This window comes from Streptomyces sp. NBC_01224, assembly GCF_036002945.1.
Taxonomy (GTDB): Bacteria; Actinomycetota; Actinomycetes; order Streptomycetales; family Streptomycetaceae; genus Streptomyces.
The window spans coordinates 584215-606815 of the sequence record NZ_CP108529.1 but is presented as its reverse complement, the minus strand read 5'-3'; the positions used below and the strand labels follow the sequence as shown (position 1 = coordinate 606815).

General features: G+C 69.8%; 20 protein-coding genes and 2 pseudogenes. 13 read left to right on the top strand and 9 right to left on the bottom strand.

Annotated elements, in window-relative coordinates:
• Positions 1 to 15: 15 nt before the first annotated feature.
• The 4 genes from OG609_RS02620 (at position 16) to OG609_RS02605 (ending at position 3496) form a co-directional block, all read left to right on the top strand.
• Entirely contained in the window at positions 16 to 981 is a 966-nt protein-coding gene (locus tag OG609_RS02620) for an ABC transporter permease (RefSeq protein WP_327277919.1), read from the top strand.
• Complete coding sequence (locus OG609_RS02615) at positions 974 to 1831, top strand: ABC transporter permease (protein WP_327271246.1); 858 nt, start codon at positions 974 to 976, stop codon at positions 1829 to 1831. Before OG609_RS02620 ends, OG609_RS02615 begins: the two co-directional genes overlap by 8 nt.
• A gap of 62 nt (positions 1832 to 1893) precedes the next feature.
• On the top strand, positions 1894 to 2811 hold the full coding sequence (locus OG609_RS02610) for an ABC transporter ATP-binding protein (RefSeq protein ID WP_327277918.1): 918 nt from the start codon (positions 1894 to 1896) through the stop codon (positions 2809 to 2811).
• Positions 2804 to 3496: an ABC transporter ATP-binding protein gene (locus OG609_RS02605; RefSeq protein ID WP_327271245.1), complete on the top strand. Its 693-nt coding sequence runs from the start codon at positions 2804 to 2806 to the stop codon at positions 3494 to 3496. The genes OG609_RS02610 and OG609_RS02605 overlap by 8 nt, the downstream gene beginning before the upstream one ends.
• Positions 3497 to 3755: 259 nt before the next feature.
• On the opposite strand, the gene helR is transcribed toward OG609_RS02605, so the two are convergent.
• The 3 genes from helR to OG609_RS45995 all read right to left on the bottom strand — a co-directional run bounded on the left by helR (position 3756) and on the right by OG609_RS45995 (position 9785).
• Entirely contained in the window at positions 3756 to 5903 is a 2148-nt protein-coding gene (gene helR / locus OG609_RS02600) for an RNA polymerase recycling motor ATPase HelR (protein ID WP_327271244.1), read from the bottom strand.
• Positions 5904 to 6093: 190 nt separating this feature from the next.
• Entirely contained in the window at positions 6094 to 7323 is a 1230-nt protein-coding gene (locus OG609_RS02595; protein ID WP_327271243.1) for a glycosyltransferase, read from the bottom strand.
• 137 nt (positions 7324 to 7460) lie between these two features.
• The gene (locus OG609_RS45995; protein ID WP_442817931.1) at positions 7461 to 9785 is read right to left on the bottom strand and encodes a carboxypeptidase regulatory-like domain-containing protein; all 2325 of its coding nucleotides are present in this window, start codon (positions 9783 to 9785) and stop codon (positions 7461 to 7463) included.
• A gap of 461 nt (positions 9786 to 10246) precedes the next feature.
• Between OG609_RS45995 and OG609_RS02580 the strand changes: the two are divergent.
• From OG609_RS02580 to OG609_RS02570, 3 genes and pseudogenes are all read left to right on the top strand, one after another.
• A pseudogene (locus OG609_RS02580) lies at positions 10247 to 10496 on the top strand (hypothetical protein); the annotation flags it as partial.
• Positions 10497 to 10635: 139 nt separating this feature from the next.
• Positions 10636 to 10830 carry a hypothetical protein gene (locus OG609_RS02575; RefSeq protein WP_327271242.1) on the top strand — a complete coding sequence of 65 codons (195 nt, stop codon included), beginning with the start codon at positions 10636 to 10638 and terminating at the stop codon, positions 10828 to 10830.
• Between the two features lie 524 nt (positions 10831 to 11354).
• Positions 11355 to 11687 (top strand): annotated as a pseudogene (locus tag OG609_RS02570) (hypothetical protein); the annotation flags it as partial.
• A gap of 18 nt (positions 11688 to 11705) precedes the next feature.
• Here OG609_RS02570 and OG609_RS02565 read toward each other — a convergent pair.
• The 4 genes from OG609_RS02565 to OG609_RS02550 form a co-directional block, all read right to left on the bottom strand.
• Entirely contained in the window at positions 11706 to 12716 is a 1011-nt protein-coding gene (locus tag OG609_RS02565; protein WP_327271241.1) for an alpha/beta fold hydrolase, read from the bottom strand.
• A 174-nt stretch (positions 12717 to 12890) separates the two neighbouring features.
• Positions 12891 to 13229, bottom strand: coding sequence for a DUF779 domain-containing protein (locus OG609_RS02560; RefSeq protein WP_327271240.1), 339 nt, complete (start codon positions 13227 to 13229; stop codon positions 12891 to 12893).
• 176 nt (positions 13230 to 13405) lie between these two features.
• Positions 13406 to 14137: a polysaccharide deacetylase family protein gene (locus tag OG609_RS02555; protein WP_327271239.1), complete on the bottom strand. Its 732-nt coding sequence runs from the start codon at positions 14135 to 14137 to the stop codon at positions 13406 to 13408.
• Positions 14138 to 14168: 31 nt separating this feature from the next.
• Positions 14169 to 15482 carry an MGDG synthase family glycosyltransferase gene (locus OG609_RS02550; RefSeq protein WP_327271238.1) on the bottom strand — a complete coding sequence of 438 codons (1314 nt, stop codon included), beginning with the start codon at positions 15480 to 15482 and terminating at the stop codon, positions 14169 to 14171.
• Positions 15483 to 15666: 184 nt separating this feature from the next.
• Here OG609_RS02550 and OG609_RS02545 point away from each other — a divergent pair, with 184 nt between their 5' ends.
• From OG609_RS02545 to OG609_RS02535, 3 genes are all read left to right on the top strand, one after another.
• Positions 15667 to 16059 carry a BlaI/MecI/CopY family transcriptional regulator gene (locus OG609_RS02545; RefSeq protein WP_327271237.1) on the top strand — a complete coding sequence of 131 codons (393 nt, stop codon included), beginning with the start codon at positions 15667 to 15669 and terminating at the stop codon, positions 16057 to 16059.
• Positions 16060 to 16179: 120 nt separating this feature from the next.
• Positions 16180 to 16359 (top strand): hypothetical protein, encoded by a 180-nt coding sequence (locus OG609_RS02540; RefSeq protein WP_327271236.1) that lies wholly within the window; start codon positions 16180 to 16182, stop codon positions 16357 to 16359.
• Positions 16356 to 17291 (top strand): M56 family metallopeptidase, encoded by a 936-nt coding sequence (locus tag OG609_RS02535; protein ID WP_327271235.1) that lies wholly within the window; start codon positions 16356 to 16358, stop codon positions 17289 to 17291. Before OG609_RS02540 ends, OG609_RS02535 begins: the two co-directional genes overlap by 4 nt.
• A gap of 24 nt (positions 17292 to 17315) precedes the next feature.
• On the opposite strand, the gene OG609_RS02530 is transcribed toward OG609_RS02535, so the two are convergent.
• Positions 17316 to 18014 carry a response regulator gene (locus tag OG609_RS02530; protein WP_327271234.1) on the bottom strand — a complete coding sequence of 233 codons (699 nt, stop codon included), beginning with the start codon at positions 18012 to 18014 and terminating at the stop codon, positions 17316 to 17318.
• Entirely contained in the window at positions 18011 to 19609 is a 1599-nt protein-coding gene (locus OG609_RS02525; protein ID WP_327271233.1) for a sensor histidine kinase, read from the bottom strand. Before OG609_RS02525 ends, OG609_RS02530 begins: the two co-directional genes overlap by 4 nt.
• 219 nt (positions 19610 to 19828) lie before the next feature.
• On the opposite strand from OG609_RS02525, the gene OG609_RS02520 reads away from it, so the two are divergent.
• Genes OG609_RS02520 through OG609_RS02510 form a run of 3 tightly spaced genes read left to right on the top strand, consistent with a single transcriptional unit; the run spans position 19829 to position 22585 of the window.
• Entirely contained in the window at positions 19829 to 20644 is an 816-nt protein-coding gene (locus OG609_RS02520) for an ABC transporter ATP-binding protein (protein WP_327271232.1), read from the top strand.
• Positions 20634 to 21497 carry an ABC transporter permease gene (locus OG609_RS02515; protein ID WP_327271231.1) on the top strand — a complete coding sequence of 288 codons (864 nt, stop codon included), beginning with the start codon at positions 20634 to 20636 and terminating at the stop codon, positions 21495 to 21497. Before OG609_RS02520 ends, OG609_RS02515 begins: the two co-directional genes overlap by 11 nt.
• A gap of 53 nt (positions 21498 to 21550) precedes the next feature.
• Positions 21551 to 22585 (top strand): ABC transporter substrate-binding protein, encoded by a 1035-nt coding sequence (locus OG609_RS02510; protein WP_327271230.1) that lies wholly within the window; start codon positions 21551 to 21553, stop codon positions 22583 to 22585.
• Positions 22586 to 22601 lie beyond the last annotated feature (16 nt).

Genomic DNA, 22601 nt, shown 5'->3' with positions numbered 1-22601 from the left:
CTCCCCTGGGGGCCGATGGGCAGGATGGCGGGACGGCGGGCGCTGCTCGCCGTCCCCGTCCTGGCCGCCGTGACGTTCGGTGTCTTCGCCGTCGCCGCCGCCTCCCCCTTCGACCCGGTCAAGGCCTACGCGGGCACCGCCGGTCTCACCGCCTCGCAGGAGAACCTCGATCAGCTGCGGGTCAACCTCGGCGTCGACCAGCCCCTTGTGACCCGCTGGTGGAACTGGCTGACCTCCGCGCTGAGCGGCGACCTCGGCGACTCCAGCGTGATGCGCCAGCCGGTCTCCGATGTCATCGGCGAACGCCTGGGCTGGTCCGTGCTGCTCGCCGCGAGCGCTTTCGCCGTCGCCGTCGTCCTGGGTACGGGCCTCGGCGTGCTGGCCGCACGCAGGCCCGGCGGCCTGCTCGACCGGTGCGTCAGCTCCGCCGCGTACACGCTCGAAGCCGCACCGGCCTTCTGGCTCGGACTGCTCGCCATCTGGTTCTTCGCCCTGAAACTCGATGTGCTCCCGGCCGGCGGCCTCACCGACGCGGCCAGCGACACGGTCACCTTCGGCCAGGTCGCCACCCATCTGGTGCTCCCGGCGGCCGTGCTCGGGATCTCCCAGCTGCCGTGGTTCTTCCTCTACGTGCGCCAGGGCGTCGCCGACGCACTGGACGAGGACCCGGTGCGCGGCGCACGCGCCCGTGGACTGCGCGAACGCACCGTGCTGCTCGGCCACGCACTGCGCTCCGGGATGCTGCCGATGCTCACCCTCATCGGCTCCCGCGTCCCCGAACTCATCACCGGCGCCCTGCTCGTCGAGACGGTCTTCAGCTGGCCCGGCATCGCCGCTGCCACCGTGCAGGCCGCCACCTCCGTCGACTTCCCGCTGCTCGCGGCGCTCACGGTGCTCGCCACCGCGGCGGTCGTCCTCGGCAACCTTCTCTCCGATCTGCTGTACGCGATCGCCGACCCGAGGGTGGGCTTCGATGGCTGAACTCGTCCTCGGACCCACCCGCCGCACGACCCGCCGTATCCGCGTGGTCAGCTCCGCCGGGATCGTTGCCGCGGTGCTGCTCGCGGTACTCCTCGTACCGCCGCTGGTCCAGCTCGACCAGCAGGCCGTCGACCTCGCGGCCAAACTCCGACCACCCTCCTGGAAGCACCCGTTCGGCACCGACGATGTCGGCCGTGACCTGCTGCTGCGCTGCGTCTACGGGCTGCGGGTCTCGCTGCTCGTCGGCATCGTCGCCGGGCTCACCGCCACCGTCATCGGGACCGCCGTCGGTGCGCTCGCCGCCGCGTTCGGGGGCTGGACCGACCGGATCGTCATGCGGCTCGTGGACACTTTCTCGTCCGTACCGCATCTGCTGCTCGGCATCTTCATCGTCGCCATGTTCCGGCCCGGCGTCGGCCCCGTGATCGTGTCCGTCGCCCTCACCCACTGGCTCTCGACGGCCCGGATCGTCCGCTCCGAAGTGCTGTCGCTGCGCTCGCGCCCGTTCATCGACGCGGCGATCTCCGGCGGCGCCTCGCGCGGGCGGGTCATCGTCCGGCATCTGCTGCCCGCAGTGCTTCCGCAGGCGGGCCTCGCCGCGGTGCTCATGGTGCCGCACGCCATGTGGCACGAGTCCGCGCTCTCGTTCCTGGGGCTCGGACTCCCCACCCACCAGGCGAGCCTCGGCAATCTCGTGCAGACGGCGCGCGGTTCGCTGCTCGCCGGGGACTGGTGGCCGACCCTCTTCCCCGGCCTGTTCCTGATCATCCCGACACTCGCTCTGGCGGGCCTCGCCGGCGCCTGGCGGGAACGGATCAACCCCCGCCGCCGATCGGAGCTGATGCTGTGAAGACCACCCCGGACCCGCAGACCCCGGTCCTCTCCGTCCGTGGGCTCTCCGTCCGCTTCCGGATGCGTGGCGGGCGGCACATCGCGGCCGTCAGCGACGCACGCTTCGAGGTCGAGGCGGGGGAGTGCCTGGCCCTGGTCGGCGAGAGCGGCTGCGGCAAATCCGTACTCGCCTCAGCGCTGCTGGGGCTGCTGCCCGGCAACGCACAGACCGAGGGTTCGGCGGTGCTCGGTGACGGGACCGATCTCCTCACCGCCGATGAACGGACCCTCGCCCGCACGGTACGAGGCCGCCGCATCGCACTCGTACCGCAGAGCCCCGCAGCCCACCTCACCCCGGTCCGAACGGTGCGTGCCCAACTGGAGGAAACCCTCCGTGAACTGACCGGCATCCGAAAGCCCGCGCTGCGCGCCGCGGCGGAGCAAGCCGCCGCGCGCGCCGCCTTCCCGGCCGGCCACCTGGACCGGTATCCGCACGAGCTCTCCGGCGGTCTCGCCCAGCGCGCCGCGACCGCGCTCGCCCTGATCGGCGACGCACCCCTCCTGCTGGCCGACGAGCCGACCACCGGACTCGACCGCGACCTGGTCGAGCGAACCGTCGACGAACTGCGCCGCCACACCGACGGGGGCAGGTCGCTGCTGATCATCACCCACGATCTGGCGGCGGCCGAGCGGATCGCCGACCGGGTCGCCGTGATGTACGCGGGCCGCATCGTCGAACTCGCCGACGCCGACCGGTTCTTCGGAGAGCCGGGACCACGCCATCCGTACGCGCGCGGCCTCCTCGACGCCCTGCCCGAGCGCGCCTTCGCCCCCATCCCGGGAATGCCGCCGGAGCTCGGAGCCCTCCCCGACGGGTGCGCGTTCGCGGCCCGCTGTATCCGCGCCGACGACCGGTGCTCCGTACCACCCCCGTTCGACGGCCATCTCGCGTGCCACCACGGTGTGCGGGCAGGCGCGGAGGAGTCCGCCCATGCTTGAACTCACCCGCATCACCGCCGGATACGACCCCCGTGACCCCGTCGTCCGCGATGCATCCCTGACGCTCGCGCCGGGGGAGTCCGTCGGACTGCTCGGCCCGAGCGGCTGCGGCAAATCCACCCTGGCCAAGGTCGCCGCCCTGCTGCATCGCCCGGACGCGGGCACGGTCGTGCTCGACGGCCGGCCGGTGCGGGGCTGGCGGCACCGCGCCCCGCGGGCGCAGCGCACCGCGGTCGGCGTCGTCTTCCAGCAGCCCCGGCTCTCGGCCGATCCCCGGCTCAGCCTGCGCGAACTCATAGCCCAGCCGCTGCGTGCGACCGGCCGGCGCGCGGAGGTGACGGACCGGGTGGCCGAGCTGGCACCGGCTGTCGGTCTCACGGCCGAACTGCTGAACCGGCGTCCCCACGAGGTGAGCGACGGCCAGTTGCAGCGCGCCTGCCTGGCCAGGGCGCTGGTCCTGCGGCCGCGCTGGCTCATCTGTGACGAGATGACCGCGATGCTCGACGCGTCGACCACCGCCGCTCTGGTGGCGGTGGTCGAGGCCTACCGACGCGAGTCCGGGGCCGGGCTGCTGGCCGTCGGCCACGACCGGGTGCTGCTGGAACGCTGGTGCGACCGTACCGTCGGCTGGCAGGGAATCTCCGGGCGTGCCGCAGACCAGGAGTCCATGAGCCCGACCGGATGAACCCATGCCCTTCGCGCATTCGACAATGGGGGTGCTGGGGCACGCCCCGCATTCGGCGGATCCAGGTGGAGGGGAAGCATGGCTGATCAGTGGGTGAAGCTGGAACTCGATGTCAGCGCGTTCGACGCCGGTCGATTTGAGGGGCGACGTCCGTCGAGGCGCGCATGAGCACGCTGCCGAAGCCCACGTACACCGGTGGTGTGCAGGCGTCCAGGAACGCCACCAACTCGGCCGGGAGTGGGGGTTCGTCCGGCCGACGTCAGGAGCTCGTGAGGATAGCGAGTTGCCGGGTCGCTCGGGTCATCGCGACATAGCGGTCGACCGCTCCTTCGATGCCCTTGCCGAACGCCTCGGGGTCGATGAGGACGACCAGGTCGAACTCGAGCCCCTTCGACAGCTCCGGGGTCAGCGACCGGACGCGGGACGTCGTCCGGAATGTGGGATCGCCGATGACGCAGGCGATCCCGTCGGCATGTGCGGCGAGCCAGGTGTCGAGGACCGAGCTCAGATCCGAAGCGGATCCGTGTACGACGGGGACGTCGCTACTGCGGATGGAGGTCGGCACGTTGGCGTCCGGGAGCACGGCCCGGATGACCGGCTCGGCTTCCGCCATGATTTCCTCCGGCGTCCGGTAGTTGATGCTCAGAGAAGCCAGGTTGATCCGGTCGAGCCCGATCCGCTCGAGCCGCTCCTGCCACGACTCCGTGAACCCGTGCCTGGCCTGGGCGCGATCCCCGACGATGGTGAAGCTTCGGGACGGGCACCGGAGCAGCAACATCTGCCACTCCGCGTCGGTCAGTTCCTGAGCCTCGTCCACGACGATGTGCGCGAACGGGCCGGCGAGCAGGTCCGGTTCGGTGCCGGGCGATGCGGTCCCGTCGACCAGTGTGTCCTGAATGTCCTGTCCGCGCAGCATCGTCACCGCACCTTCACCGTCGTCATCGGCCTCGAGCAGGGCGTCGATGACGTTGGCCATGTGCTCGCGTTCGGCGGCGACAGAGGCGTTGTGCCGACGCTTACGTCGCGACGCCTCCGGGTCGCCGACCCGCTGCCGTGCCGCGTCCAGGATCGGCAGGTCGGACACCGTCCAGGCCTGGGCGTCCACGCGCTGCAGCTGCGACACGTCATCGGGGCTGAGCCAGGGAGCGCACTTCCGCAGGTAGGCGGGTACCGACCACAGGTCTCCGACGAGGTCGGCCGCTTCGAGCAGCGGCCACGCGCGGTCGAAGACCGTGAGCAGCTCCCTGTTCTGCAGAAGCGACTTGCGGAGCAGGTCGGCCGAGACCTCGCCGTCGTGCTTGTCCACCAGGATCGTGAGCAGCTCCTCCCAGACCTGGTCGCGCGCCTCGTTGTGCGGAGCACCGGGTCCTGCTGATTCGAACGCCACGGCCCAATCGTCGGCGCTCAGCCAGATGTCGGACCACTGAGTCGTGATCGTCATTCCCTTGGTGGGCGGCTCCTCGTAGAACCTGACGGCCGTCTCGATCGCCTTCACCAGGTTCGCGGACGACTTCAGGAGGGCCACGTGCGGGTCGGCCTCGATCGTTGCTGCGGCTCCCTCGGCGACGAGGTCCCGCAGGGTGCAGGTCTGCACGCCCTCCTCTCCGAGGCTGGGGAGGACATCGGCGACGTAGCCCAGGTAGGGCTGGTGCGGACCGACGAACAGCACGCCGCCCCGGCGGTGACCGAGGCGAGGGTCGGAGTAGAGAAGGTAGGCGGAGCGGTGCAGAGCGACGACGGTCTTCCCCGTACCCGGACCGCCGTCGACGACGAGAGCGCCGCGGGATCCCGCGCGGATGATGGCGTCCTGGTCGGCCTGGATGGTGCCGAGCACGTCTCGCATCCGTGGTGACCGGTTGCTGCCCAGGCCGGCGATGAAGGCGGACTGGTCGTCGAGTGCGGCGTGCCCGGCAAACCCGTCCGCGGTGAACACCTCGTCCCAGTAGTCGCTGATCCGGCCGCGGGTCCAGCGATACCTGCGGCGGCTTGCCAGCCCCATCGGGTTGCCGTGGGTGGCTCCGAAGAACGGCTCAGCCGCAGGAGAGCGCCAGTCGAGCAGCAGCCGACGACCCGCGCTGTCCGTCAGGCCAAGTCGTCCGACGTACACGGGCTCGGGACTGTCCGCGCCCACCATGTGTCCGAGGCACAGGTCCAGACCGAAGCGACGCAGTGCGCGCAGGCGAGCGGCCAGCCGGTGGATCTCCATGTCCCGGTCCATCGCCTGCCGGCCGATGCCGCCGGGCGCCCTGCGCTCGGCATCGAGGCGGTCGGACAGTTCGGCGATCGACTGCTCGAGGCACTCCGCGATGGCCGCGAAGTGCTGCTCATCGCCGGCGATCAGCGTCGGGTCGGCCTTGGGGGAGAGGCGGTCGGGAAGGTCGAACGCGCTGGTGGTCAGGGGGTTCACGTCATCAGCTCCGAATTGAGGCCGCTTGCAACCATTGCGCGCAGCAAGGCGTCGGGACCGGCGGGACGAACCGGGTGGCCATGACGAGCAGCGCTCCGCCCGACATGGCCCCCGTGGCCGTTGCCGGTTCAGGGCGCCAGGGTTTGTAGGTTCTCGTGTTCTGGGGCCTGGCTCGACGATCCCGCGTGGTTCACGCGGACATGGGCGGCCTTTCTCGGCTGATGGCGTCGAGCAGCAGCTTCGCGGCCACCGTCGCCCCGTCGGTGCGGATCGTGCCGGCCACGGCCCTCGCTCGTGCGCGGGTCTCGGGGGTCAGGGCCGTACGGAGCGCGGCTGACAGGGACTCAAGGGTCGGAGTCGGACCGTCGTGTGCCATGCCGATGCCCAAATCGGCCACCCGGCCGGCCCAGTACGGCTGGTCCGCCGCCTGGGGTACCACCACCTGAGGCGCGCCGGCCCGGGTGGCCGTCGTCGTGGTGCCCGCGCCCCCGTGGTGCACGACGGCGGCCACCCGGCCGAACAGCGCCTGCTGGTTGACCTCGCCGACGACGAAGCAGTCGTCCCGGTCGTCGATCAGGGCCAGGTCGGCCCAGCCGCGGGAGACGACTGCGCGGCGGCCCTGCGCTCGGACCGCCTCGATGGCCACCTGGGCGACGTCCGTCGAGGCGCGCATGGGCATGCTGCCGAAGCCCACGTACACCGGTGGTGTGCCGGCGTCCAGGAACGCCACCAACTCGGCCGGGAGTGGGTGAACGTCGGGCAGGATCCACGCGCCGGTCCGGACGACGTCGAGGTCCGGCGTCTCCAGCCACGGGTCCAGGATCGGGTCCGTCGCCAGCCACGGCTCGTCGCCGATGACGTAGTCGCGGACGTTGTCCACCGGTGGCAGGCCGATCGACGCCCGGTTGGTGTTGAGCGCCTCACCGAACAGCGCGTCGATGCTCTGGGCGTCCAGGTCCCACAGCACCCGGTTGTCGGTCACCTCCGGCGGGAACGGCCGGCCCGGATACGCCAGCGGCGGGCGATGCGGCGACGGCAGGGTGAGCTGCTGGAACGTCACGGACACGGAGCGGATGCCCAGTTTCTCGGCCACCGACAGCGCGCCGGCTGCGGCCGGCATCATGCCGGTCGCCACCAGTACATCGCATCCATCGGCCGCCGCAGTGACCACGTCGAACTGGCCGGCGATCACCTCGGCCGCGCGCTGGGACAGGGACGACGGCGGCGGCGCCGCCTTCGTCAGAGCACGCGCCGACGGGCCGACCGGCACCAGCGGCACGCCGACACCGGCCAACCGCTGAGCGAAGTCCTTGTCCGGCGGCGCGCACACCCGCACCTCCGCGCCGAGTGCCTGCAACTGCACCGCGAGTCCCACCAGCGGTTCGATGTCCCCGCGCGACCCGTACGTAGACAACAACACACGCACTTCGTGACTCTCCCATTTCCTCAGGTTCTGGCCTCGGCCGACGATTCTGCGGCATGACCCGGGTCTTGCCGCAAGGCCCCCCATGCGCTATATGTTGAGAGTGGAAAGGAGTGGGTACTCCCCTTTCCCCTTTATCGTCCGCTGTGGACGGACAACCTCCTCGCGAAGCGGCGGCGTGCCGCGTACGGCGGTACCGTCGGCCCAGGAGGATCTCCCATAGGTCTACGGATGCAGCCGCGGAACGAGAATTTCTCCACCCTCTTCATTCGTGACGAGATCTTGCAGGGGTGTCCTCGCGGGGCGTGACCGGTGGGATGAATCCGGTCGTTTGCATGGTGTGAGTAGGCGGCCGTGGATCGTGGACGATGACCTGTGGGCGTTGATCGAGCCGTTGTCACCGGCCTGGACGGACAAGGCTCCGGGACCCCGGCCGGCGCCGGACCGGCTCTGCCTTCAGGGCATCCGGTACGTCCTGCACAACGACATCGCCTGGCAACTGCTGCCGCACGAGCTGGGGTTCGGCTCCGGACGGACGACCCGCGCTGCTCGCCCCGGTCGTCCTTCAGATCTTCGGCAGTCATGGTGATGTGTGAGGCCCGCTGCCGGACGAGCAGTGACAGCGCGACGCCGGCCGACGCGTCGACTGCCACCCGGCCGTACCCGGATTGGTGAGCGGGCGAACACGGCAGGGCCACGCGGGGCAGCGATGGGCCGGCTCCTCGTGAGGAGAGAGCGCCATGCGCGTAGCCGGCGGCGGTGCAGGAGACCTCGTCGACGTGGACGCCGAAGTCCTGGGACAGCTTGGTGTCGGCCACGGTGATGTCCTGGTCGGCCTGTTCGTATCCGGGGTAGGCGGCGTCGACCTGCAGGGTGTAGGCGTCGTCGACCGGCAGGTTCAGGGTGTAGCGGCCGGTGGCGGGGTCGGTGTGCACCATGCTCGTGGGTTCGCCCTTGACCTGCACGCTCGCGTACAGGGGCCAGCCGTGGCCGGAGGCGTCGTGGACCTTGCCGCTGACGGCGGCTGTGGCCCTGGCGGTGAGTGCGGCGTTCTCGGTCAGCGACTGGCCGTCGACGAGGGTCACTGCGGAGAAGATCTGCGGCTTGTACCCGAACTTGGCGACCTTGATGTCGTAGGTGCCGGGCGGCACGGACAGCTGGTACTGACCTGCCGCATTGGTGGTGGCGCTCTGGTCACCGGCGGATATCGTGGCGCCGGCGACCGGGGCCCTGCCGGCGCTGCCGGTGACCTTCCCGCTGACCACGGCGCGCGGACCGGAGGCGAAGGCGTCGACGCCCTTGGGCGTGCCCAGGCCGGTCGGGCCGTCGTAGCCGGTGGTCGCGGTGCACAGGTACGAGCCGCTGCAGCTGCCGTTGGACCCGGCAGTGACATCGTTCAGGGCCGAGGGCTTGACGTACGGATAGGTGTTCGGCAGGGAACCGGCTGCCGGGGTGCCGCCGAGTGCGTACACCGAGGCGGTGATCGGCGCGGAGACGCTGGTGCCGCCGTAGACGTGCCAGGCGCCGGCGACGTAGACCGCAACGCCGGTACCGGGGTCCGCGACCGCGGAAACGTCCGCGACCGTGCGCCGCGCACAGCCGGAGTCGCTCTGCATGCTCGGCTTGGCCTCGTACCTGGAGCATCCGCTGCCCGCGCCGCCCCAGGCGGCCTCGCTCCAGCCACGGGTGGAGGAGTCCTTGACCAGCGACGTCCCGCCGACCGCGGTGACGTACGGTGAGGCGGCCGGATAGCTCACCCCGTACCCGTCATCACCACTGCTCGCGGTGATGGCGACACCAGGGTGCTTGAAGTACTGTCCGTCGAAGGTCGACTCATCGGAGCCTTCGCCACCGCCCCAGCTGTTGGAGACGTACTTCGCACCCGACGCCACGGCCTCGTTCACCGCGGCACCCAGGTTCTCCATGTAGTTGTCGTCCGCTTCCACCAGCAGGATGTGGCAGTTCGGACAGGTCGCACTGACCATCTGGACGTCGAGTGCGATCTCCGCCCCCCAACCGCTGTCGGCGGGAGGGTAGTTGGTGCCGCCGCGCTGGTCGACCTTCTTGAAACAGCCGTTGGCGGTGGTGCAGGGAGGCAGTCCGTACTGCTGCCGGTAGACGGCCAGCTCCGCTTCGGCGTTGGGGTTGTCGAAGGCGTCCACGATCGCTACCGCTTGCCCCCCGCCGGCGGATGACGCGGGCAGGTTGTAGGCGCTCTGCAGGTCGGCCGGCCCGAAGCCGAACGGGGTCGCGGCAGCTGCCAACTGCGCCTTGGGGACCTTGACATCATCCCGCTCGAAGGAGCGGCAACTCATCTGTGAGGCGCGCTTGGGCACCGCACAGACCCGGTGCGAGGGGTGAGCGCCCGGAGCGGTGGGGCTGGGCGCGTGGGTGGCGCTGGGGCTGGCCGCTTCGACTGTGCTCGCGGCGACCGCCTGGGCCGGGAGTTGTACGGCCAAGGCGGTGATGGCAGCTGCGCCCAGCGCGACGAGGCGGGCGCATCTGCTGCGTAGTCTTCCATGGGGAGCCAAAGGTTTTCCCTCCGACGTGCTGACGCGTGAGTGTCGGCCATGTTCATGGCGAGGCCAGCGTGGCAGCGTGCCTGGCTGTTCGGGGGGTCTCGGTTCGTCCAGGTGCGGACAACTTCCCAATCCGGTCAGGGGGTTAGCAACGAGCCAAGGCCGCTCGCCCGCGGCGTGGACGCTGCACCGGCGGATCGGGGATCCGCAGCACCGACTCGGCAGCACCGGCCGTTCTCAGACGGGGGTGCGGCAGCGACGCGCGGCTGGCTGTGAGTCGGAGGGAGGTGCGGGTGGGCCCGCCGGGACACTTCCAGGTGCGGGCCCACCGCATCGCTTCGCGGAGTGAGGGCTACGGTCACGGATCCGGCGATTTTGCCCAAGGTCCTGGGCGACGACACGGCGCAGGCCCCTTCCCCGTGGCCGAACGGGACAAACTGTGCTCGCTCGTCGCCACGGCCCACCGAAGCGGCCGACGCGTCCGTCTCCGCCACGCCCGACGTCCCGGGACCGGAGCGGGACGCCGTATGGACCGAACTGCCGGCCGCCGGGGTCGACCACCTCAACACCGACGACCTGGCAGGGCTCGAACACTTCCTGCGCACACATGACAGGGGCGCCAGGACCGAGGCTGCTCGCCTTGACGGCTGACCGGACGCGGGCGCGCCGTCCGGACCGTGACAGCCAGTCAACACCCATATGGCGGACATGCCAGTCCGCCGGATGGCCTCTCCGCTACGCCACACTGGCGGCCGAATGCCGCATTCCGGCGCGGCGGAGGAGGTTGGCCATGGCCATTTCGATCTCACTGGTGCTGCTTCTGCTGATCCTTGCGGTGATCTTCCTCCGCAACGGGGGCCTGAAGATCTCGCACGCGCTGGTCTGCGCCATGCTCGGGTTCTTCCTCGCGGGTACGAGCATGGCGCCGACCATTCAGAACGGCCTGACGGCCACGGCCGATGTCGTCAGCAGCCTCAAGCCCTGACTTCCGCAGCCCGTTCGGTGACCGGGGCCCCAGGGGCGCGGACACGCGAACTGCTCGGATGCCGGGCGCGGGCTTCCGTGCCCGCGGGAATCAATCGGAGACGATCCGGAACAGGGCGGATCAGGGTCGGCCTCACGAACAGAAGATGATCGTCCTGAAGGGTCGGCAGCGCGATGCCGTCATCCGGGGACGGCCGGTGTGTGGGGATGAAAAGGTCCGAGGTGACACCGACGGACCGGCGGGCTGGCCGGAAGAGGGCCTGGCGCCAGGACCCGTACCACGCCAAGGACCTGGAGAACGCTGCCGCGAGAAGGACGGGGCGGTAGGCATCTCTGGAGCGCTCATGAGATCGCCGAGCGGCTGCTGCGCCCTGGGTCCTGCTCCAACCCGCAGTGCGAGGACGGCTGTCTCGCCTGACGCCGGGCACCGCTGCCTCGGCGGGCGAGATCCCCAGGGCGCCAGGACACCGCCTGGTCAGGCAGCGGGAGCTTGTACTCGGCCGGCGTGTCGAGGGTGCGGGGATCGTCGTGGGCGGCGTCACCCGGATCGATGTGCGGGCCGACGGCAGCGGCTGCGACACCGTGTGGCAGAGCGCCGTCCGGTCACCCTCGACCGTGCCCGAAGTCTCCACCGCCAACGGTCTGTTGTGCTTCTACGAGAAGGAGCCCAACAGCCTCGGCACCGACGGCGGGTACCTCACCGCCGTGGACTTCCGCACCGGCGAACGCCGTTGGAAGAAGCTCACCGGCACCGGCCCCTCGTACGACAACAACTGGGCGCCGATCGCGATCGGTCCCGACGGGACGGCGTACGTGGGTGTGTTCAACGGCATCGTGGCGGTCCGGGACACGGAGTGACCGTGGGCCGGATGCGGCTCACCGGGTGGCGCGCACCTGCGGGGAGCGCAGCCATTCAGTGAGCAGGCGATTGACGTCGGCGGCGCGCTCCTGCTGGATCCAGTGCCCGCACCCCGGCAGGACGTGGGAGGACACCAGACCGGGAAGGGTCTGGGGGAAGCTCTCGATGGCATCGGCCATCCAGGTGGTCGACGCGTCGAGCTCTCCCCCGATGAACAGCGAGGGCTGGATGATCGGCGCACCGTCCCAGGCGGCGAGGTCTTCCCAGTCCCGGTCGACATTGCGATACCTGTTGAGCGCCCCCGCCAGGCCGGTCCGCTCGAACTCCGCCGCGTAGAAATCGAGATCGGCCTCGCTCAGCCACGCAGGGAGGGGGTCGGCGGCGAACCGGTCGCGGAGCCGTGCCCCCGGCGGGACGAAGAAGAGACTGCCCTCACCGTCCGAAGGCATCGTGTCGGCGGAGAGTCCGGCGTAGAACCCGGCCAGCCAGCCGCGCACATCGGGCTCGATCTCCGCCTCGGCCCGTCCCGGGGACTGGAAGTAACTGACGTAGAACTCCTCGGCACCTCCGATACGGCTGAGGACGTCGCTCGGCCGGTGACCGTTCCGCGGCGCGTACGGGACGCTGAGCAGTGCCACGGAGGTGAAGACATCGGGCATGAGCAGCGCGCTGCCGGCGGCGATGGTCGAACCCCAGTCGTGGCCCACGATCGTCGCGCTCCGTTCACCGAGCGCATGCACGACACCGACGTTGTCCGCGACATGGGCCGGCATTCGGTACGCCTCCACATCGCCGGGCTTCGACGAGCGCCCGTAGCCGCGTACATCGATGGCGACCGCACGAAATCCTGCCGCGGCAAGGGCCGGAAGCTGGTGGCGCCACGAGTACCACGACTCGGGGAAGCCGTGGACCAGCAGGACCAGCGGGCCGGTGCCCTGTTCCACCAGGTGGATACGGCCTTCGGGCACTTTCACCAGCCGGTGGACGGCATCCGGCAGCGGAGCGGCGGGAAAGTCGGTGGGCGGCATGTCTTTCTCCTCGCGGATGCGGCCGATTCTCGTGCGGTGGCCGTCGACGCGGGGGTTACCCGGCCGGGAGCGACTCGCCCATCGGCGCCACCTGTGCCACGATCATTCGGCCACGGCCATCTCGCCCACAAGAATTCTTGCCGTTACGGCAAACCCGCGGTATGCGTTGCCGCCTCAACGTCCGACGAGCCGGGACCGGATCAGGAACCGCACCCCCTCCGGAGCCTCCAGAGAGAAACCACCGCCCCGACCCTCCACCACATCGACGATCAGGCGGGTGTGCGCCCACAGCTCGAACTGACTCTTCGACATCCAGAACGGGACACTCTCCGCCACTCCGTCGACATCGAGCGAGGCCAGCAGCACGTCGGAGCCGCCGGTACGGAATTCTCCGTACTGGTAACACATGGGCGAACTGCCGTCGCAGCAGCCGCCCGACTGGTGGAACATCAACGGGCCATGGGCCTCTCGCAGTCGACGTACCAGATCGGCGGCGGCGGGGGTGAGCTCCACGAGCGGCGCGTCCTGCGGACTCGTCCGGGATGCCCCCAACGGCAGCTCATCAGCGGGAAGTTGGCCGGGGGGCGGACTATTCGTCTCGTCTCGGTTCATGCATCAGCCCTTGTCGCATCGGATGGCGCACCGGTCGGCTGGGACGATATGGGCGAACGCTACCAGTCGCGCTCCGTTCAGCAAGGGGTGTGCGAACGCAGCGGTCCGATCCGCAGCCCCCGTTCGCCGCAGGTATCGATGATCATGGGGAGTGCGCCGAGTGCGGAGCGCCAGGCGCCGGGCGCGGAGGTCACGTCGCTGTCGTGCAGCAGGATGGTGCCCCCGCCGCTCAACCGCGCGATGACGGTGCGATGGACGGATTCGGCGGTTGCCTGCCGGGTCCAGTCGCGGCCCCAGGTGGTCCAGAGAACCGGAGTGAGTCCCAGGTTTAGGGTGGCGAGGTGTGCTGCGGTGCTCATTGCTCCGTACGGAGGCCGGAAGAGCCGAGGCATCTCTCCGGTGACGTCCGCGACGAAGTCGCGTGCGCGCCGCAGTTCGCCGAAGGTGGCCTTCGGCCCGCGCAACGGGAGCGGCCGGTGGTGCCATCCGTGGATACCGATCTCATGTCCGGCCGCCGCCATGTCACGCAGCAGGCCGGGGGAGCGTCGGCTCATCGAGCCCAGGACGAAGAACGTGGCACGGATGCCGTGGGCGTCCAGAAGGCGCAGGAAGAAGGGGGTGGACAGCGGGTCCGGCCCGTCGTCGAAGGTCAGCGCGACGTGATCGGGCCGGCCGGCCCCCGATAGCCGTGGCAACAGCTTCGTGCGCAGCGGCCCCAGTGCGGTCAGAGCGGGAGCGCACTGCATCGCCGCCAGGGCGGGAAGGGCGTAACGCCCCATGCGGAGTGCGGTGTTGGCGGAAGATGACATCGAAGCTCCCCTGGTGCGGAAGGCTGGTCGGTCAACGGTCGAGCGCATGTACGAGCTCGTGGCTGCTGTGGAGGATCGCTGCCTCGGTGGTCTCCGGGACCGCCAGCCCCATTGCTGCGACCGCGGCTGCGACGAGCACGGCGGCCGGGCCCCTTCTGCGCAGAGCGCCGTAGCCGGTGGTGGCCGCCGCTGCCCGCCGTACCGCCGTTGCGTCGGCGGCCGACGACCGGGGGACTGCTGCGAGCACGGCTGCTTCGGGGCGCGGGCCGACCGGGTGGTGGAACAGGGCCAGGCCGGCCTCCTGCTGCCGCGTCCGGGCCGGTCCGGAGACAAGTGCGGAGAGGGTGGGTCTCAGCCGGTCCGCTGTGCGTATCCACGGGGCCAGACCGGCTTCTTCGAGAGCGGCGGCGTTGGTTCGGCCATGTCCCGGTATGCAGTTGTAGGAGACGACGGGCACCCCGCTGGCCAGTGCTTCGAGTGAGGTGAGCCCACCGGCGTTCTGCACCAGCACGTCGACGGCCCGCATCAGCGTCGGCATGTCCTCGACCCATTCGAAGACGTGCTCGATCCCTGCCTCGCGCAGCTGGACGGCGAGGCCGCTGTTGCGGCCGCACACCACCACGGGCGTGACCCCGCCGGCATCGCGCACCTCCTGCGCTGCGCCGACGACATCGCCCACCCCCCAGGAACCGGCGACCAGGAGTGCCAGCGGCCCCTGAAGGGGCAGTGAGAATCGATCGCGCGCGGCGGAACGCCGACCGGGCGCGGGGGGAGCGAAGCCGGAGGCGACGAGGGGACCGGTGGCCAGTACATGGCGGGCCCCCACGGCTCTTGCCTGTCGGGCCGGCACGGTGTGCGTGGCCAGATGGAGGTCGATGCCCCTTGCGACCCAGGTGGAATGGACCGAGAAGTCCGTCAGATACGTGAGTGCCGGCACGGCCAGGCGCCCGCTTCTGCGCAGCGCGCCCAGTACTTGGCTGGCGAGCGGATAGGTGGAGACGACCGCCCGGGTGTCCGGGGGCAGAACCGCGAGCATCCGGGACTCCGCCGCACGCAGCAGTGTCGTGGTGAACCGGCCGCCTCCGTCGCGGTGTTCGGTGGCGGCGTACACGCGCTGATAGCCCCAGGGGGCGTGAGTCAGCATCCGGTGGTAGGCACTGCTGAGGAGCGGGCCCAGCCGACCCGGCATCAGATCCAGGAAATCGTGCAGCTCCACGCGGACGCCACTGACGCGCAGACGACGCGCGAGCTCCGCCGCGGCACCGTCGTGACCGGCCCCCACACTCGCGGAGATGATCACAACGGGGCCGTCGCCCGCCTCCGTCGCATTGTCGAGGTACGACACGTAGGACCTGCTTCCCGTACGCCGGTGAATGCGCGGAACTCTACAGCGTGTAGTAGTTCGCCGGGAGGCGGGGCGGGTGGTCGAATCCGTGGGTCCGCTCGGGCTGTGCGCGAAGCGGTAGATTGTCGACTCGTGCCATCGTGTTTCGGAGCCGGGGCGCGTGTGCGGATTTGGAGTGTGAGGAGTGGGCGAGGCGGGGCGCAGGCCGACGCGGGAGAAGCGTCGCAGGGCTGCGGGGGAGCTCGAAGGCGAGGTTCTGGCCGCTCTCTGGGGCGCGGGCGTGCCCCTGACCGCGGCCCAGGTGAATGAACAGCTACCGGGGGAGCTGGCGCACACCACGGTGCTGACCATCCTCGTCAGACTCTTCGACAAGGGTGTGCTGACGCGGGAGCGCGCGGGCCGGGGCTACGCCTATGCGCCGGTCGACGATCAGGCCGGTCATACCGCCGACCAAATGCGCTCCCTCCTCGACGGCGGCGCCGACCGTGCGGCCGTGCTCGCCCGCTTCGTCTCCGAACTTCCCTCGCAGGACGAGGAGTTGCTGCTTCAGCTGCTGGCGGAGCAGCGCCGGGACTGAGCCGCTTCGCGCGGACGCCCGTCGTTCCTGGCCCGCGTCGAGCGGTCGCACCAGTATGACTACATCTCTGTAGTCGGTCTACCCTGCTGGGGACAAGCAGCCGGGACGAGGAGCGTTCCCATGACCGACAGCAAGGCCGGACGTCGGCGTTCGGGAGAGCCGGTACCCGGCGCGACGGCAGCTCCGCGGGGTGCCGCAGGGGACACCGACCAGGAGATCGCGGCGGCATGCCTCGTCGCAGAATTCGGCATCGAGGACGAACGTCCTCCGCGCGCACCGCTGGAGGACGGCTCGCTGTGATTCTGTTTCTTCTTGTCCCCGTCGTTCTCGCCTTCGGCCTGCCACCGCTGACACGGATCGCGGTCGATCGGCTGACCCCGGTCGCCGCCCTGGTGTCGCTCACCGTGACGACGGTGGTCCTTGCCGGGTGTTCCCTGGCCGCGCTGGGGGCGCTCATGCTTTCCGGGCTGCTGAAGGAACCCGCGGTCGCGGCGATCGGCGCACTGATCCACCCGTTCGACGCCGCTCCCAACGTGTTGTTGATGCCCTCGGCCGCGCTCTCCCTGGGCGCCCTCGGCGTCTGTACGTGGAACATCCTGCGGTCGGCCCTCCGTCAGACAGCCGCCCTCCGCAGGGCGAAGAGCCAGGCCGATACCCGTTACACCGCGGGCGACCTCTGCATCATCGACACACCCCGCCCCGATGCCTATGCGCTTCCGGGGCGGCCGAGCCGGATCGTGGTCACCACGGGGATGCTGCGCAGCCTGGATCCCGCGGAACGTGAAGCCCTCTTCGCGCACGAACGCGCACATCTCGACGGCCGTCACCACTACTGCCTCGCGCTGGCCGAACTCGCCGCTCACTGTCACCCCGGCCTGCGGGCGGCGCGCGACGCCATCCAGATGTCCGCGGAGCGCGCGGCCGACGAAGCCGCCGCTGCGGTGACCGGGGACCGGTGTCTGACGGCTCGCGCGATCGGCCGCGCGGCGCTGGCCACCCGTGCGGCACAGGCTCACCGGCCGTCCTTCGCCCCCGCGGCCACGTCCGGACCGGTGCCGCAGCGCGTCGCGGCCCTCATGCGTGCCCCGAAGCCTCACAGCCGTCGAACGCTCGCCGCGGTCGGCGCCCTGCTCCTCTGCATGATGACCGCCTCGCTCGTCGGGGTGGCGGCCGGTGTGCACGACCTGCACCGCAACGTGGAGATCGCCCAGGGAGAGCAGCCGAACGGCTGAGATCGGCTGCGGCCCGTACGCTGCTCAGCTCGCCTTCGCCCACGCGTAACGGTGTTCGGGCCGGCCGGTGTCGCCGTACTTGAGGCTGAGGCTGATGCGGCCCGCGCCCTCCAGGTACTTGAGGTATCGCTGGGCGGTGGAGCGGCTCAGCCCGGCACGGGCGGCGACCTCATGGGCGGACAGTGGCTCGTCGGCGGCCGACAGGACATGGCGGATGACGTCGGCCGTGGGTGCGGAGTGGCCCTTGGGCAGGGCTGCCGCGGGACCGGAATCCGCGGTGCGAAGGGCGCCGAAGATCTGGTCGACCTGTTCCTGTCCCGCCTCGCCGCGGCCGTTTCCCATGCCTTCGAGGGTGCGGCGCAGGGCCGCGTAACTCTCCAGCTTGGACCGCAGACCGGCGAAGCTGAACGGCTTGACCAGGTACTGCAGGGCGCCGTACCGCATGGCGGTCTGGACGGTCGACACATCACGGGCCGCGGTCACCATGATCACATCGGCCGGGTGGCCCAGCTGGCGCAGCCGCCGTACAAGTGTCAGCCCCGTCTCGTCCGGCAGATAGTGATCGAGAAGCACGAGGTCGACATGGTCACGCTCCAGGAAGGCGAGCGCCTGCGCGGCGGTGTGTGCGCGTGAGATGACACGGAAGCCGGGGACCTTGGCGACATATGCGGCATTGATCTCGGCAACACGGAAGTCGTCGTCCACCACCAGGACATCGATCATCGCAACTCTCCCACTTCGGACAGCGGCCGGACGCTGAGTGCCTCTGGCAGGACGACGGTGAAGACCGCACCACCGCCGGCCCGGGCCGTGACACGGGCCGCGCCACCGTAGCGCTCGGCCAGCCGGCGCACCAGCGCCAGCCCCAGACCGCGTCCGCGATGCGCGGGTGACTCCTTGGTGGACCAGCCCTCGGTGAAGATCTGCTCGCGCATGCCGGGAGGTACCCCGGGACCGTTGTCACTGACCCGCAGGACCGCGGTGGTGCCCTCGGCGAGAAGCTCGACCTCGATGAGCGACGCGACGTCCAGTGCGTTGTCGATGAGGTTGCCGAGGACGGTCACCAGATCGCGCGGGTCCACCACCACGTCCGGGAGCCGGGTGGCCGGTGAGATGCGCAAGGAGGCGCCCCGCTCCGCCGCGATGGCCGACTTGCCGACCAACAGCGCCGACAGCAGAGGATCGTTGACGCGTTCCGCGACCTGCTCCGCCGATGCCCGGTGACCATTGGCCACCTCCGCGACGAACTCCACCGCGGCATCGTGCCTCCCGAGTTCCAGCAGCCCGAGCAGGGTGTGCAGCCGGTTGGCGTGCTCGTGGTCCTGGGCGCGCATCGCATCCAGCAGGCCGTGCGTGGAGTCCAGTTCACGGCCGAGCAACTCCAGCTCGGTACGGTCGCGCAGGGTGACGACGGCTCCGCCGTCACCGGTGGGCATACGGTTGGCGATCAGCACGCGTCCATTGCAGACGGTGATCAGATTGTCGCCATCGACCCGTCCCGCCAGCACCTCCGTCGTACGGCCCGGGGGCAACACCTCGCCCAGCGCCCGTCCGACGGCGTCCTGGTCCAGCTCCAGCAGACGCTGCGCCTCGTCGTTGAGCAACCGGATCCGGCCCTGGGCGTCGAGGGCGAGAACGGCCTCGCGAATGCTGTGCAGCATGGCCTCGCGCTCGTCCAGCAACGCGGAGATGTCGCCGAAGGCAAGTCCATGGGTGCTGCGCTGTAGCCGCCGCGAGACGGCCAGGGCGGCCAGTACACCCACGGCGAGCGCCGCTCCGGAGTAGAGCAGCAGACCGGGAATGGCCCCGAGGAGCCGCTCATGGACGCTGTCGTAGGCGATGCCGACCGAGACGGCGCCCACGATGGTCCCGTTCCCGTCGCGCAGGGGGACTTTCGCGCGTGCCGAGCGGCCCAGGGTTCCGTTGTCGATCTGCATGATCTCCCGGCCGCCCAGAGCCGTGCTGGGATCGGTCGAGACGTGCCGGCTGATCTGCGCGGTGTCGGTGTGCGACCAGCGCACTCCGCGGGTGTCCATGACCACGATGTAGAGCGCCCCGGTGGCCCGCCGGATCCGCTCCGCCTCGGCCTGCACGGGTCCGGAGGGGCTGGGGTCGGTGCTCGTCAGATTGCGCACCAGACCGGGTTCGGCGGCGGTGGTCTGGGCGATGGACAGCGCCTGGTGCATCGCCTGGTTGTCGAGCTGGTGGCTGAGGGGCGCGAGGAAGAGTCCGGTGACGAGCATGATCACGCCGGTGGTGATGGCCACCTGGGTGAGCAGGACCTGGGCGAAGACACGGCGGGGCCAGTGAATCCGCATGTGCTTCGACCTCTGCCTTCCGCCGGCCAGGAACCTGATGCTCCGTTTCGTCCTTGTGTGAACGCAACGTAAACGTCACCGACGCCGATGACCAGTCTTCGTGTCGCATTCGTTGTCACAGCGCGAGCAAAACGAGCAGAACCGCGGGTTATGGGCAGAAGCAGGAGTTGTGAGCGCAAGGGTGCCCAGGTCCGCGCGCCGCACTTAGCGTCCCGCTCCATGAACAGCGATACGAGCCCCGCCATCGAGCTGCGGGGGGCGAGCAAAGCGTTCCGGACTCCGTCGGGGACGCTCCACACCGCCGTACGAGATCTGGACCTCACGATCGGGCGCGGCGAATTCGTCGCCGTGGTCGGCCCCACCGGATGCGGCAAGTCGACCACGCTGACCCTGGTCAGCGGTCTGGAAGAGCCCACCGAGGGCGAGGTGCTGGTCGGCGGCGAGCCGGTGCGCGGCATCGGCGACAAGGTCGGCTTCGTCTTCCAGCAGGACGCGGTCTTCCCCTGGCGGACCGTCCTTTCCAACGTGATGGCTGGGCCCCGCTTCCGCGGCGTGCCGAAGCCCGAGGCGAAGGAGCGGGCCAGGGAATGGCTCGCCCGGGTCGGTCTTTCCTCCTTCGAGGACCGTTATCCCCACCAGCTGTCCGGCGGCCAGCGCAAGCGGGTCGCCCTCGCGGCCACCTTCGTCAACGACCCCGAGATCCTGCTCATGGACGAACCCTTCTCCGCACTCGACGTGCAGACCAGGGCCCTGATGTCGGACGAACTGCTGGAGCTGTGGGCCGGCACCGGCGCCTCCGTCGTCTTCGTCACCCATGACCTGGAGGAGTCCATCGCGCTGGCCGACAAGGTCGTGGTCATGACCGCGGGACCGGCCACGATCAAGGAGGTCTTCGAGATCGACCTGCCCCGCCCCCGCAAGGTCGAGCAGGTGCGTCTGGAACCCCGGTTCATCGAGATCTACCGGGAGATCTGGTCCTCGCTCGGTGAAGAGGTCCGTATCACCCGCGAGAGGGGTGCGTTCAATGTCGCCTGAAACCATCACCGCGAGCGCCCCCGTCACCAAGACCGAACGGACCCAAGCCCGGGCGCGGGCCGCCCGGAACCGCAAGTTCCTCGTGCTCGGGAGCCGGGTCGCGGTGCTCATCGCGGTCATCGGGCTGTGGGAGTGGCTGGCCCGGACCGCGGTCATCGACCCGTTCAACTTCTCCATGCCGTCGAAGATCTGGGACCAGATCCGCACCTGGGTCGTCGACGGCACGGCCCAGGGCTCCTTGTGGGAGCAGATCTGGTACACGCTCTACGAGGCGCTGCTCGGCTGGGTCATCGGTGTGATCGCCGGTGTGCTGCTCGGAATCGCATTGGGACGCGTCCGGTTCGCCGCCGATGTCCTCGGCCCGTACATCAAGGTGCTCAACGCCCTGCCGCGTATCGTGCTCGCGCCGATCTTCCTCATCTGGTTCGGTCTCGGACCGGCCTCGAAGGTCGCCTCCGCGGTCGTCCTCGTGTTCTTCCCCGTCTTCTTCAACGCCTTCCAGGGAGCCAGGGAGGTCGACCGCAACCTTGTCGCCAACTCCCGCATCCTGGGTGCCAGCAACCGGCAGGTCACCCTTCAGGTGGTCATCCCCTCGGCCACGTCGTGGATCTTCACCAGCCTGCACGTGAGCTTCGGCTTCGCGCTCATCGGCGCCATCGTCGGTGAGTACATCGGTGCCACCAAGGGGCTCGGACTGCTGGTCGCCGCCTCCCAGGGCACGTTCAACGCCGCCGGTGTCTACGCCGCGATGGTCATCCTCGCGATCGTCGCGCTGCTGGCCGAAGGCCTGCTGACCTTCCTCGAAAAGCGGCTCTTCCGCTGGAAGCCGGCCGACGCCGACACCGCCCGCTGACGCCCGCCGCACACCCGTACACCCGACTTTTTCTTCACAAGGACGTGAATCAGATGCGCACATCCACCCGGATCTCGGCCGTCGCTGTCGCAGGGGCGCTCGCCCTGACCACCCTGACCGCCTGTGGTGACTCGACCTCGGCCTCCGGTGACAAGAACGACAAGGTCAAGATCATGGTCGGGGGCCTGGACAAGGTTATTTACCTGCCCGCGATGCTCACCGAGCGGCTCGGCTACTTCAAGGAGGAGGGGGTGTCGGTCCAGCTCCTCACCGAGCCCGCGGGCGTCCAGGCCGAGACGGCACTGGTCTCCGGCGATGTCCAGGGCACGGTGGGCTTCTACGACCACACCCTCGACCTTCAGGTGAAGGGCAAGCACGTCGAGTCGGTCGTCCAGTTCTCCCATGCTCCCGGCGAGGTCGAGATCGTCTCGAACCAGGCGGCGGGTGACATCAAGTCGGCGAAGGACTTCAAGGGCAAGAAGCTCGGAGTGACGGGTCTCGGCTCCTCGACCGACTTCCTGACGAAGTACCTTGCCGTGAGCAATGACGTGCAGACCAGCGAATTCACGCCCGTGGCCGTCGGAGCGGGGCAGACGTTCATCTCCGCGCTTCAGCAGGGTTCCATCCAGGGCGGCATGACCACCGACCCGACCGTCGCCACCATCCTGGACAAGAAGCTCGGCAAGGTCCTCGTCGACATGCGGACCCCCGAGGGCTCCCAGCAGGCGCTCGGCGGCCCCTACCCGTCCTCCAGCCTCTACATGCAGACCGAGTGGGTCAACAGCCACAAGGACACCGTCCAGAAGCTGGCCAACGCGTTCGTCAAGACCCTGAAGTGGATGTCCACGCACAGCGCCGACGAGATCGCCGCGAAGATGCCCGCCGATTACGCACAGGGCGGCGGCAAGGCTCTGTACGCACAGGCGATCAAGAGCACGCTGCCCATGTTCACCACGGACGGCGTCATGCCCGCGGACGGCCCCGCAACCGTCGAGCGGGTCCTGAAGGCCTTCAACCCGAACCTGAAGAACGCGAAGGTGGACCTCGCCAAGACGTACACCACGGAGTTCGTCAAGAAGGCGGGCTGACCGAGGGCGTCGACGA

Excerpts from the sequence above, each read along its gene's own strand:
- OG609_RS02565 (WP_327271241.1), bottom strand. The coding sequence starts at position 12,716 with ATGCCGCCCACCGACTTTCCCGCCGCTCCGCTGCCGGATGCCGTCCAC.
- OG609_RS02555 (WP_327271239.1), bottom strand. The coding sequence starts at position 14,137 with ATGTCATCTTCCGCCAACACCGCACTCCGCATGGGGCGTTACGCCCTT.
- OG609_RS02530 (WP_327271234.1), bottom strand. The coding sequence starts at position 18,014 with ATGATCGATGTCCTGGTGGTGGACGACGACTTCCGTGTTGCCGAGATC.
- OG609_RS02510 (WP_327271230.1), top strand. The coding sequence starts at position 21,551 with ATGCGCACATCCACCCGGATCTCGGCCGTCGCTGTCGCAGGGGCGCTC.
- OG609_RS02620 (WP_327277919.1), top strand. The coding sequence starts at position 16 with ATGGGCAGGATGGCGGGACGGCGGGCGCTGCTCGCCGTCCCCGTCCTG.
- OG609_RS02575 (WP_327271242.1), top strand. The coding sequence starts at position 10,636 with ATGGCCATTTCGATCTCACTGGTGCTGCTTCTGCTGATCCTTGCGGTG.
- OG609_RS02610 (WP_327277918.1), top strand. The coding sequence starts at position 1,894 with ATGCGTGGCGGGCGGCACATCGCGGCCGTCAGCGACGCACGCTTCGAG.
- OG609_RS02615 (WP_327271246.1), top strand. The coding sequence starts at position 974 with ATGGCTGAACTCGTCCTCGGACCCACCCGCCGCACGACCCGCCGTATC.
- OG609_RS02520 (WP_327271232.1), top strand. The coding sequence starts at position 19,829 with ATGAACAGCGATACGAGCCCCGCCATCGAGCTGCGGGGGGCGAGCAAA.
- OG609_RS02605 (WP_327271245.1), top strand. The coding sequence starts at position 2,804 with ATGCTTGAACTCACCCGCATCACCGCCGGATACGACCCCCGTGACCCC.
- OG609_RS02540 (WP_327271236.1), top strand. The coding sequence starts at position 16,180 with ATGACCGACAGCAAGGCCGGACGTCGGCGTTCGGGAGAGCCGGTACCC.
- OG609_RS02515 (WP_327271231.1), top strand. The coding sequence starts at position 20,634 with ATGTCGCCTGAAACCATCACCGCGAGCGCCCCCGTCACCAAGACCGAA.
- OG609_RS02525 (WP_327271233.1), bottom strand. The coding sequence starts at position 19,609 with ATGCGGATTCACTGGCCCCGCCGTGTCTTCGCCCAGGTCCTGCTCACC.